We start from the raw sequence: 11699 nt of genomic DNA, 5'->3' as shown, positions 1-11699 counted from the left end.
ACAAGGCGGCGGGGGACGGGGAGTGGGACGTGGACACGCTCACTGCATTCCTTCCTGAGCGGTGTGGCGGGGACGGGGCCGCACGGGCAGTCCGCGCAGCAGGAGGCGGATTCCGTGCAGCCGGATGGCGACCGAGACGACGGCTGTGGACCAGGGGTGGCGCAGCGCCAGCCGGAGCAGTACGCGCGGGGTCACCGGGCGTCGCACGCCGCGCACGGTGGCGGTGAGGGGCCGCATACCGGCCCGTTCCAGGTGCACCGCCAGTTCGAGCCGGGGTCCGGGTTCGGGGAGCCGCATCCGGTAGGCGCCGTCGACGCCGAAGAACGGCGACACGTAGAACTCCTTGCCGGTGGAGGCCCGCCCGCCGGCATCCGGATGCAGCAGGTAGCAGTGGCGTTCGCCGTAGGTGTTGTGCACCTCGGCGACCGTGCAGAGCGGGGTGCCGTCGGCGCGGCGGCACCAGTAGACGGTCAGCGGGTTGAAGACGTGGCCGAACACCCGGGCCTGGGTGAGCATCTGCACGGTCGCGTCGGCGAGGTCGATGCCGTTCGCTGCCAGGAACCGGCTCAGGCCGGCCCGGATGGTCGGGGCCGTGCCGCCGAAGTGGTCGCGCGGGTCGAAACCGGCCAGGAGACGCAGGGCGGCGGGCAGCGGCGGCGGCCTGTCCGGGTCGATCAGCCACAGGTAGGTGCGGTGCCGGAAGGCGTACTTGACGGGGGCCGACCGCACATGGGCGATGGTGCAGGGGTAGAGGGCGTTCACCAGTCCACCCCCAGGGCTCTGGCGGCGGCCGCCCCCGAGCGGCAGCCGTCCTCGTGGAATCCCCAGCCGTGGTACGCCCCCGCGTAGGCGGTGAGCGGGCCGGACAGGGCGGGCAGCCGGGCCTGCGCGGCCACCGACTCCGGGGTGTAGACGGGGTGTTCGTACACCATGCGGGCGCGGACCAGGCCGGGGGCGACACGGTCGGCGCCGTTCAGCGTGACGACGAAGGTCTCGGGGGCGTCGAGCCGCTGGAGCCGGTTCATGTCGTAGCTGACGGTGACGTGGTCGGGGCTCGCGGTGCAGGACGGCATCAGGTAGTTCCAGGAGGCGCGGGCACCGCGGGCCCGCGGCAGCAGCCGGGTGTCGGTGTGCAGGAGCGTGGGGTTGCGGGAGTAGCGGAACGCGCCGAGGGTGTCGCGTTCCTCGTCCGTGGGGTCGGCGAGCAGCCGCAGCGCCTGGTCGGGGTGGGTGGCGATGACGACGGAGTCGAACTGCTCGGTGGTGTCGTCCGCGGTAGTGATCTCCACGCCGTCCGGGTGGCGGCGCACGGCCCGCACCGGGGTCGCGGTGCGGACGGCGCCGAGCTGTTTGGTGACCCGTTCGACGTAGGCGCCCGATCCGCCGGTGACGGTCCGCCACACCGGGGAGCCGCCGACCGAGAGCAGCCCGTGGTGGTCGAGGAAGCGGAAGAGGTGGCGGGCCGGGTAGCGCATCGCGGTCACCGGGTCGCAGGACCAGACGGCGGAGACGAGGGGGGTCAGGAAGTGGGCGGTGAAGTACGGGGAGAAGCGGCCGCGGGCGGCGAACTCGCCGAGCGTCATGGTGTCCGCGCCGGGTCCGCCGTCCGCCAGGAGGCGCCGGGCGGACCGGTGGAAGCGGGGCACCGCCGCCAGCATCCGCAGATAGGCCGGATCGCGGGCGGCCTGCGGCCGGGCCAGGAGGCCCGCCGGGCCGCGGGCGCCCGCGTACTCCAGTGCGCAGCCCTCGCACCGCACGGACATGCTCATCTCCGACTCCTGCGTGGCGACGCCGAGTTCCGCGAAGAGCCGCAGCAGATGCGGGTAGGTGCGCTGGTTGTGCACGATGAACCCGGAGTCCACGTGGTGGACGCGGCCGTCCGACGCGGGGAGCTCGTGGGTGTGCGCGTGTCCGCCCACCCGGTCGTCCGCCTCGAACAGCGTCACGTCGCGGGCCGTCCGCAGCACGTGGGCGGCGGTCAGCCCCGCCACCCCGCTCCCCACCACGGCTGTCCGTCGCCGCATCCCTGTCATACCGCTCCCTCCGAGCACCCGCCCCGTTCGCCCCTCCTTCTGTTTCCGGAGGAGCGGCGGATGCCTCTCGGATGTGATTCGTTGCAGGTCGCGCCCTGGATTGGCCGTGATCAACTCTCACCCATTCGGGTGATGAACCAATCCGTCGGGCGTCCGGCGACGAATCCCCGGTGTGAGCGAAGATCAGAACGATGCGCAGGACGGGGCCCCCGGGTCCCGGCGGTCCCGCTGGGTGCGTGCTGCTTTCGCCGCGCTCAGCGGTCTGATCGCCGGGTTCAGCGCGCTGGCCGTCGCCGAGCTGGTGGCGGCGGTCATCCGTCCCGAGGCGGGTCCGATCACGGCGGTGGGAGGGGCGGTCATCGACCGCACTCCCCCGGCGCTGAAGGACTTCGCCGTCCGGAATTTCGGCACGAACGACAAGCTGGTCCTGGAGCTGGGCATCCTGGTTCTCCTGGCGGGCTTCGCCGTGGTGGTCGGAGTGCTGGCGCTGCGGCACCGGGTGACCGGCTCGGCTGCCGTACTGGTCTTCGGCGTGGTCGGGGCAGTCGCCGCGGTCGGCCGGCCGGAAGGCCGGCTCGCCGACGCACTGCCCTCGGTGGTGGGTGCCGTACTGGCCGCGGGAGTGCTGTACCTCCTGGTCGGACGGCTCGCACCGGCTCCCGGTCCCTCCCCCGCGGCTGGCGGGAGGGGCGGGGAGCCCTCATCCGGCACCTTCGACCGGCGGGGCTTCGTCATCGCGGCGAGCGCCGCGGCGGCGGCCTCGGCCGGCGCCGGTCTGCTGGGGCGGCGGCTCACCTCCGCCGTTCAGGCCGGGGCCACCGCCTCACGGCACGACCTGGTGCTGCCCGTGCCCGCATCGGCGGCGCCGGCCGTACCGGCGGGAGCCGATCTGAAGATCCGGGGGCTGGGCTCCTTCATCACACCGAACAAGAGCTTCTACCGGGTGGACACGGCCCTGGTCGTCCCGCGCATCGACGCGAACGACTGGAGGCTGAGGATCCACGGCAAGGGCGTGGAACGCCCGGTGACGCTCAGCTTCAAGGACCTGTTGCGCCGCGAGATCATCGAGCGCGACATCACCCTGACCTGTGTGTCCAACGAGGTGGGCGGACCGTATGTCGGCAACGCCCGGTGGATCGGCGTGCGGCTGGCCGATCTGCTGCGCGAGGCGGGGGTGAAGCCGCCGTCCCGCGGCGGCCCCGCCAACCAGATCATCACGCGCTCGGTGGACGGCATGACCATCGGCACCCCGGTCGAGACCGTCATGGACGGTCGCGACGCGATGCTCGCCCTCGGCATGAACGGTGAACCGCTGCCCTTCGACCACGGCTTCCCGGTCCGGATGGTCGTTCCCGGCCTGTACGGATACGTGTCGGCCTGCAAATGGATGAAGGACATCGAGCTCACCACGTTCGACGACTACGACGCCTACTGGGTCAAGCGGTCCTGGTCCCAGCAGGCTCCCATCAAGACCGAGTCCCGGATCGACACCCCCCGCCCGTTCGCCTCCCCGAAGCCCGGCACGATCCCGGTCGCCGGGGTCGCCTGGGCCCAGCACCGCGGGATCTCGCGGGTCGAGGTCCGGGTGGACGGCGGTCCGTGGCACCCCGCGCGGCTGGCGGCCGAGGACAGCCGGGACACCTGGCGCCAGTGGGTGTGGGAGTGGCCGGCCACCTCCGGCAACCACACCCTTGAGGTCCGCGCGACGGACCGTACCGGCGCCACCCAGACCGACCAACGGGTCGGCACCGTGCCCAACGGGGCGACCGGCTGGCACTCGGTGGTGGTCAACGTGTCCTGAGCCGACACCGCCGCCTCCCCTCCCGCGTTCCGTACGGAGCACAGCCCGTCGGCTCTCACGCCCACCATCGCTCACCAAGCGTCATCACTTCGTCACCCAGATCGACCCAGGAGAACATCATGAACGCCCTCTACGCCCGCCGCGCCGCCGTCGCCATGTCCGCGGCAGTGGTACTCCCGCTCACCCTCGCGGCCTGCTCCAGCGATTCCAAGGACAGTGCGTCCGGCTCCACCGCCACCTCTGACAAGGCATCGGCCTCCGCTTCCGCCGGCGACTCGATGAGCATGGACAAGCCCTTCGGCCCGGGCTGTGCGTCGGTACCGAAGAGCGGTTCGGGCTCCTTCGACGGCATGTCGAAGGACCCGGTCGCCACGGCCGCCTCGAACAACCCCGCGCTCTCCACCCTCGTCACCGCGGTGAAGAAGGCCGGACTGGTCGACACCCTGAACAACGCACAGAACATCACGGTGTTCGCCCCGACCAACGACGCCTTCGCCAAGGTCCCGAAGGCCGACCTGGACAAGCTGCTGGCCGACAAGGCCGAACTGACCAAGGTGCTCACCTACCACGTGGTGGGCAAGGAACTGACGCCGAAGCAGCTGGAGAAGGGCTCCTTCGAGACACTGGAGAAGGGCAAGCTGACGACGTCCGGTTCGGACATGTCGTACACCGTGAACGACTCCTCGAAGGTCGTCTGCGGCAATGTGCCGACCGCCAACGCGACGGTCTACATCGTCGACACGGTCCTGATGCCCCCGAAGTAGCGGGCCGCGGCCGGACGATGCCCGCTCCCCCCGGCAACCCGCAGGGGGACATGAGGACTTCGGCCCCACGCGGACACGGCCGCGTACGGATCCGCGACCGGATCCCACCCGGACCGGCCAGGGCGACCACGCCTCCCTGGCCGGTTTCGGCTGTCGCCGGGAACCGCACCGGAGCATGGGGCGGTCCGCGCGTACGCGAAGCGGTCGGCCTCCGTACGCTGACGGGATGAACTCCCTGAGCACGCGGGACCGGGTGGCGGGCGCCGTGGTCGGTTCGGCGGTCGGTGACGCGCTGGGGGCGCCGTTCGAGTTCGGCCCGGCGGGCGTGTACACGGCCCGCTTCCCGGACGGCGCCGGGACGATGTGCGGCGGCGGTGGCTGGGACCCGGGCGAGGCCACGGACGACACGCAGATGGCCGTTCTGGTCGCGGAGTCCCTGCTGGAGCGCGGCGGCCTCGATCCGCCCGACCTGTTCGACAGGTTCCGCCGGTGGGCGGCGGGCGAGCCGAAGGACATCGGCCTCCAGACGGAGGACGTACTGACCAGCGGTGACCCGTGGGACACCGCGGCGGCGCTGCACTTCCAGACCAACGGACGGGCGGCGGGCAACGGTTCACTGATGCGCGCCGCCACCTCCGCCGTGTACTTCGCCCGGCCCGGCCGGAAGGCTGACGCCGCGCGGACGGTGACCATGGACGCGGCGCGCCGGATCGCCGCCCTGACGCACGGCGACCGCGCGGCGTGGGAGGGCACCGCCGTGCTGCACGAACTGATCCGGACGGCCCTGGACGGCACCGATCCGCTCACCGCGGTCCCGGACGCTCTGGCCGCCGTGCACCCGGACCACCGCGAACGCTGGGCCACCGCCCTCGCGCCGGACTGGCGCCCTGAGGCGGCGACGGAGTTCAACGGCGCCGTGTGGCCCTGCCTGGGCACCGCGCTGTGGGCGCTGCGCACGAGGCGTTCGTACGAGAGCGCCCTCGCGGCGGCGATCGACGTGGGCGGGGACACCGACACCGTGGCGGCCGTGACCGGGGCGCTGGCGGGCGCGGTGTACGGGTTCGGCGCGATCCCTCCGCGGTGGACCGGACCGCTGCACGTCCCGCTGCCGGGGTACGGCGACCGGGTGCTGCGCACACCGGATCTGGTGGCCCTGGCCGAGCGGCTGGACAGCCCCGGACCGATGTGATTCCTGCCGAAATTCAGCCGCCTTGAAGCTACACATAAGGCACAAATAAGAGCAGAATGGCATAGCAGGCCGCTTATCGCACAAGGCGCATCCTGGCCTGCGGGAGCGAAGGAGACGAACCTCATGTCAAACCTCTCGCACGCCGGCCACGATCTGGCCGGACACCCCGACGCCTCCGAAATGCGCGATCGTTACGCCCGGGTGATGGGTGGCCGCGATGTGGCGCTCGTGGACGCACCGGTGTTCCTGGTCGGCCTGTACTGCGCACTCTCGCCCTGGGTGCTGCACTTCACGACGAGCCAGACCACCCTGGTGAACCACAACCTGATCATGGGTATCGCGATCGCCGTGCTGGGTCTCGGGTTCACCGTGATGCCGCAACGGATGTACGGCCTGAGCTGGGCCATGTGCGTCATGGGCGCCTGGATGATCGTCTCGCCCTGGGTGGTGGGCAGCAGCCCGGACATGGGCGTCGTACTCAACAACGTCATCATCGGCGGCCTGACGGTCCTCCTGGGGCTGGTCTGCGCAGGAGCGTCGTTGAAGAGCAGCCGGGACCGGTCGTAGAACGCGCCCGACGGGCTGTGACGGCCTGCACCGTGGATGGTTCACGGTGCGGCCGTTCGCGTGCCCGGGAAGTTCACGCGCGAAGCACCCGGCCTCTCGGCAGGCCGGCAGGACGACCGCAACTATTCATCCCCCGCGGCGAGAACTCGCTGACGAGGGCGCGTACGGGGGCGAGTCGCGACCCGTCCGCCCGACGGCCGGTTCAAGCCCCTCCGGCGTCCGGGGAACGGGGTTGCGGAGCGGCGCCTCCGCAACCCCCGCACCCCCACGGTCCGTATCGCCGCATCCGCCGTGGCCGCCGCGAACGCCCCCGCAACCCTTCCTCGGCGGGCCGGCCGCCCTCCGCGAGGAGTTCCCCCACCAGTGCGGGCGACGGGGCGACGGTCGACTCCAGCAGCGCTGCCAGGAGATCCTCCTTGCCCGCCGCGTAGTGGTACATCGTCGCTTGGCGCACACCCGCCCGTTCGGCGACGGACCGCGTGGTGGTCGCGGCATATCCCCGCGTGGTGAACAGCATGTGAGGAGCGGGGCCCGGGGCTGAGCCCCGGGCCCCGTCCCCGCCTCACCCCACAGAGCTGTAAGCCACCACTCCCCGCAGCACCTCATCAACCGCCTTTCGGGCGCTCCGCCCCACCGAACTGCCCTCACGCGGCGCCGCGGCCGCCACCTGCCCCAGCACATCGATCACCTGCTTGCACCACCGCACGAAGTCCCCCGCCGGCATCTCCGCCTCGCGCAGCACCTCGTCCAGCGTCCGGCCGGACGCCCACATGTACACCGCCCAGGCGAAGCCGAGATCGGGTTCGCGCTGTCCGACCCCCTCAGCCTGGTTGATCTTGAAGTCCTCCTCCAGGGCATCGAGCCGCCCCCAGATCCGGACCATCTCGCCCATCGCGGTCTTGGCCGGCCCTGACGGCAGCTTGGGCGCCACCGCGTCATCGGACTGCCGCGCCTCGTACACCAGCGCCGAGACGCACGCGGCGAGTTCGGCGGGGTTCAGCCCCTCCCACACACCCGCCCGCAGGCACTCGCTCGCCAGCAGGTCCAGCTCGCCGTACAGCCGGGCCAGCCGCCGCCCGTGCTCGGTGACCTCGCTGCCCCGCAGGTAGTCGAGCTCGGTCAGCAGGGCCACGATCCGGTCGAAGGTCCGGGCGATCGTGTTGGTGCGCCCCTCGATGCGGCGCTCCAGCTGCTGGGTGTCCCGCTGGAGCCTGTGGTACCGCTCGGCCCACCGCGCGTGGTCCTCGCGCTCGTCGCACCCGTGGCAGGGGTGGGCGCGCAACTCGGCCCGGTAGCGGGCGATCTCGCGGTCGTCGGCGGCGACGGACCGCTCCTTGCGATGCCGGTCGGGCACGATGTGCCCGGCCTTGGTGCGCAGCGCGGACGCCAGATCGCGGCGCGACTGCGGCGAACGGGGGTTGAACGACTTCGGGACGCGCATCCGCTCCAGCGCCTCCACCGGCACCGGGAAGTCGATCGAGGCCAGCCGCTTGACCTGCCGTTCGGCCGTCAGCACCAACGGCCGCGGCCCGTCGTGGTATTCGAGCCCGCGGTGCCCGTGTCCGTTGGTCCGCCCGGCGGGCAGCCCGGGGTCCAGGACGAGCGCCAGTCCGGCGAACTTTCCGGTCGGCACATGGATGACATCGCCGGGCTTGAGCTTCTCCAGGGACGCCGCCGCCGCGGCCCGCCGCTGCGATGCGCCGTGCTTGGCGAGCTCCGTCTCCCGGTCCTTGAGGTCGCGGCGCAGCCGCGCGTACTCCTCGAAGTCACCGAGGTGGCAGGTCATGCCCTCCCGGTAGCCCTCCAGGCCCTCCTCGTTCTTCTGGACCTGGCGGGAGATCCCGACCACCGACCGGTCCGCCTGGAACTGGGCGAACGAGGTCTCCAGCAACTCCCGCGAACGGTGCCGTCCGAACTGCTGCACCAGGTTCACGGCCATGTTGTAGGAGGGCCGGAAGCTGGAGCGCAGCGGATACGTACGCGTACCCGCGAGTCCGGCCAGTGCGCCCGGGTCCATGCCGCGCTGCCAGAGCACCACCGCGTGACCCTCGACGTCGATCCCGCGCCGCCCGGCCCGGCCGGTCAGCTGGGTGTACTCGCCGGGGGTGATGTCCGCGTGCTGCTCGCCGTTCCACTTGACGAGCTTCTCCAGGACCACGGAGCGGGCGGGCATGTTGATGCCGAGAGCCAGCGTCTCCGTCGCGAAGACCGCCTTCACGAGCCCGCGCACGAAGAGCTCCTCGACGACCTCCTTGAAGGTCGGCAGCATCCCGGCGTGGTGCGCGGCGATGCCCCGCTCCAGGCCTTCGAGCCACTCGTAGTAACCGAGGACATGGAGGTCCTCGGTGGGGATGGACGCCGTGCGCGCCTCGACGATCTCCCGTACCAGCCGGCGCTTGTCCTCGTCGTTGAGCCGGAGTCCGGCGTGCAGGCACTGCTGCACGGAGGCCTCGCAGCCGGCCCTGCTGAAGATGAACGTGATGGCGGGCAGCAGCCCCTCGGCGTCCAGCCGGTCGATGACCTCGGGCCTCGACGGCGTCCAGATCCTGCTCCGCTGGCGCCGCTCGCGCTCGCGGTCCGCCTCGCGCACCATCTTGCCGCGCCGGCGCTCGCGCGGGTTGTATCCGCGCTGGTTCTCCATGCGGGCGAGCCGGACCAGGTCGGGGTTGACCTCACGGCGTCCGACGCCGCGGCCGCCGTGGTCGCTCTCCTCCTCGAAGAGGTCGTACATCCGGCGGCCGGCCAGCACGTGCTGCCAGAGCGGCACCGGCCGGTGCTCGGAGACGATCACGGCGGTGTCGCCGCGGACGGTGTCCAGCCAGTCGCCGAACTCCTCGGCGTTGGACACGGTCGCCGAAAGTGACACCAGCGTCACGGATTCGGGCAGGTGGATGATCACTTCCTCCCACACCGCGCCCCGGAAGCGGTCGGAGAGGTAGTGCACCTCGTCCATCACCACATAGCCGAGGCCGACCAGTGCCTGGGAGCCCGCGTACAGCATGTTCCGCAGCACCTCGGTGGTCATGACGACCACCGGGGCATCGGCGTTGACACTGTTGTCGCCGGTGAGCAGGCCCACCTTGTCCGCGCCGTAGCGCTTGACCAGATCGGCGAACTTCTGGTTGGAAAGGGCCTTGATCGGCGTGGTGTAGAAGCACTTGCGGCCCTGTTCGAGGGCGAGGTGCACGGCGAATTCGCCGACGATCGTCTTGCCCGAGCCGGTCGGGGCCGCGACGAGCACCCCCTTGCCGGCCTCCAGCGCCCCGCAGGCCTCGATCTGATAGGGGTCCAGATCGAACTCGTACATCTCGCGGAACGGCCCGAACGCGGTCGCCTGCTCGGCGGCTCGGATCCGGGAAGCCTGGTATCGCTCAGCTGGTGAGAGGTCCTCTGTCATCTTGTCCACGAGCCTACCCGCCGCCTCTGACAGTGACGCGATCTTTAATTCACCGTGGCAGAACCCGCCCCGAGCACCCTGACGGCGCCCCGGACGCAGGTGGCGGTCAGCGGCAGCGCGCCGAGCGGTTCACCGTCCGCGTACGCGGTGACACCGACGGCTTCGAGCTCGATCGAGGAGACCCGGTGCACGGTGACGACGGGGTGGCCGAGATGGGTGCCCTTGTAGACCCTGGGGAACACCTTGAGCAGGGTGGTGCGGCTGCAGTCGCCGACGACGGTGACGTCGAACAGGCCGTCGTCCATGACGGCGTCCGCGCAGATCCGCATCCCGCCGCCGTACGTCGATCCGTTGCCGACGGCGATGAGCGTCGCCGCGACCTCCCGGACCGGACCGCCGTCGAGACTCATGCGGTAGGCGATGGGCCTGAACGCGGCGAGCTCGGCGAGGATCGCCAGGTCGTACTTGAACCGGCCGCCGACCCAGCGCATCCGGTTGCCGCGGTCGTTGACCCGGGAGTCGAAACCGGAGGCGAGCACGGACCCGAACCACCGGTCGCCGACCAGGCCGAGGTCGATCTCGCGGACGGCGCTCCCCTTGAGCGCCTCGGCGGCCAGCCGGCCGGCCGCGGCCGGATCCCGTATCGGCAGTCCGAGGGCGCGGGCGAAGTCGTTCCCGGTGCCGACGGCCACGACGCCGAGCGGCGTCCGGGTCCCGGCGACGGCCTGCAGGGCGAGGGACATCATCCCGTCGCCGCCGACGGCTATCAGCGCTCCGGTGCCCCCGGCCACGGCCTCGCGCGCCCGCCGCAACGCGTCGTCGGCATCCTCGCCGAGGACCGTACGAACGGAGAATCCGGCGTCCCGCAACGCGGAAGCGGCCGGCTGCGCGGCGTGCGCGCCCCGGCCGCGTCCTGCGGTGGGATTGACGAAGAGAGTGATCTCGCTGGTCACCCGGGGGACCTTACAAGGTCAGGTGATGTCGTCGTAACCGTTCGACCGCGGCGATCGTCCGCCGTCCCGTTCCCCGTCCGCCTGTTCGGGCAGGGAGGGCCGCGACGCCGACACGTTCTCCATGTCGCCGATGTCATCGGGGGTGAGATCCAGCTCCGATGCCTCGTCGTCGTCCAGCTCGGCGTCGGGGTTGTTGCGACGCCTGCGCCGGTCGTTGACGATGCAGATGCCGAGCGCGAGGAAGTAGAGCAGCACGATCGGCGCTGCCAGCGTGATCATCGTCAGCGGGTCCCCGGTGGGCGTGGCGACCGCGGAGAAGATCGTGATGCCCATGACCATGCCGCGCCACCAGCCCGCGAGCCGCTTGGCCGTGAGCACTCCGGTGAAGTTCAGCAGGACGAGCAGGAGCGGCAGCTCGAAGGCGAGACCGAAGACGATCACCATGCGCGTGACGATGTTGAGGTAGTCGTCGACGGGCAGCAGGTTCTTCGCGTTGTCGGGGGTGAATTCGAGCAGGACCGCGGCCGTCTGCGGCATCAGCTTGTAGGCGAGCGCGCCACCCACGAGGAACAGCGGCACACCCGCGCCGACGAAGCTCAGTGCGTACTTCTTCTCGTGCTTGTGCAGACCCGGGGCGAGGAACGCCCAGAGCTGGTAGAGCCAGACGGGAGTGGAGAGCACCACGCCCGCCATGAGGGAGACCTTGAGGGCGATGGAGAACGGAGCGACCAGACCGTTCACCGTCATCTCGGCGCACGGGTGGCCGTTCTCCTGGACCTTCCTGCCGTTGGTGCAGCCGACCGACTCCAGGATGGGGCGGATCAGGAAGTCGATCAGGTCCTTGTAGAAAAAGGCCGTGACCGATGTGATGACGATGACCGCCAGGACCGCGATCAGCAGTCGGTTACGCAACTCACGCAGGTGATCAGCGAGAGGCATCCGCCCCTCGCCGTCCTTCTCCTGCTTGCGGGCAGACTTGAGCAACCCACTTCCCT

The 11699-nt window shown here is 71.0% G+C and carries 9 protein-coding genes and 1 pseudogene; 4 read left to right on the top strand and 6 right to left on the bottom strand.

Annotated features, from left to right (window positions below; translation table 11 throughout):
• Positions 1 to 39 precede the first annotated feature (39 nt).
• Positions 40 to 765, bottom strand: a complete 726-nt coding sequence (locus OG322_RS31395; protein WP_123469755.1) for a DUF1365 domain-containing protein — start codon at positions 763 to 765, stop codon at positions 40 to 42.
• Positions 759 to 2033, bottom strand: coding sequence for an NAD(P)/FAD-dependent oxidoreductase (locus tag OG322_RS31390; protein ID WP_266412388.1), 1275 nt, complete (start codon positions 2031 to 2033; stop codon positions 759 to 761). Before OG322_RS31390 ends, OG322_RS31395 begins: the two co-directional genes overlap by 7 nt.
• Before the next feature lie 232 nt (positions 2034 to 2265).
• Here OG322_RS31390 and OG322_RS31385 point away from each other — a divergent pair, with 232 nt between their 5' ends.
• The 4 genes from OG322_RS31385 (at position 2266) to OG322_RS31370 (ending at position 6354) form a co-directional block, all read left to right on the top strand.
• Complete coding sequence (locus OG322_RS31385; RefSeq protein WP_123469757.1) at positions 2266 to 3834, top strand: molybdopterin-dependent oxidoreductase; 1569 nt, start codon at positions 2266 to 2268, stop codon at positions 3832 to 3834.
• Positions 3835 to 3953: 119 nt separating this feature from the next.
• Entirely contained in the window at positions 3954 to 4598 is a 645-nt protein-coding gene (locus OG322_RS31380) for a fasciclin domain-containing protein (protein ID WP_329307288.1), read from the top strand.
• Positions 4599 to 4824: 226 nt separating this feature from the next.
• The gene (locus OG322_RS31375) at positions 4825 to 5787 is read left to right on the top strand and encodes an ADP-ribosylglycohydrolase family protein (protein ID WP_329307287.1); all 963 of its coding nucleotides are present in this window, start codon (positions 4825 to 4827) and stop codon (positions 5785 to 5787) included.
• A gap of 123 nt (positions 5788 to 5910) precedes the next feature.
• Positions 5911 to 6354 carry an SPW repeat protein gene (locus OG322_RS31370; protein WP_185095653.1) on the top strand — a complete coding sequence of 148 codons (444 nt, stop codon included), beginning with the start codon at positions 5911 to 5913 and terminating at the stop codon, positions 6352 to 6354.
• 313 nt (positions 6355 to 6667) lie between these two features.
• Here the strand turns inward: OG322_RS31370 and OG322_RS31365 are convergent.
• From OG322_RS31365 to tatC, 4 genes and pseudogenes are all read right to left on the bottom strand, one after another.
• Positions 6668 to 6868 (bottom strand): annotated as a pseudogene (locus tag OG322_RS31365) (helix-turn-helix domain-containing protein); the annotation flags it as partial.
• A gap of 48 nt (positions 6869 to 6916) precedes the next feature.
• Entirely contained in the window at positions 6917 to 9751 is a 2835-nt protein-coding gene (locus OG322_RS31360; protein WP_123469761.1) for a DEAD/DEAH box helicase, read from the bottom strand.
• Between the two features lie 44 nt (positions 9752 to 9795).
• Positions 9796 to 10704: a diacylglycerol kinase gene (locus OG322_RS31355; protein WP_124286501.1), complete on the bottom strand. Its 909-nt coding sequence runs from the start codon at positions 10702 to 10704 to the stop codon at positions 9796 to 9798.
• Between the two features lie 18 nt (positions 10705 to 10722).
• Complete coding sequence (tatC, locus tag OG322_RS31350) at positions 10723 to 11688, bottom strand: twin-arginine translocase subunit TatC (RefSeq protein ID WP_124286500.1); 966 nt, start codon at positions 11686 to 11688, stop codon at positions 10723 to 10725.
• Between the last annotated feature and the right edge of the window lie 11 nt (positions 11689 to 11699).

It is taken from the genome of Streptomyces sp. NBC_01260 (assembly GCF_036226405.1).
In the GTDB taxonomy this organism is placed as follows: domain Bacteria; phylum Actinomycetota; class Actinomycetes; order Streptomycetales; family Streptomycetaceae; genus Streptomyces; species Streptomyces laculatispora.
Note: the sequence above shows the minus strand (reverse complement) of the source record. Positions and strands in the feature narration are given on the sequence as shown.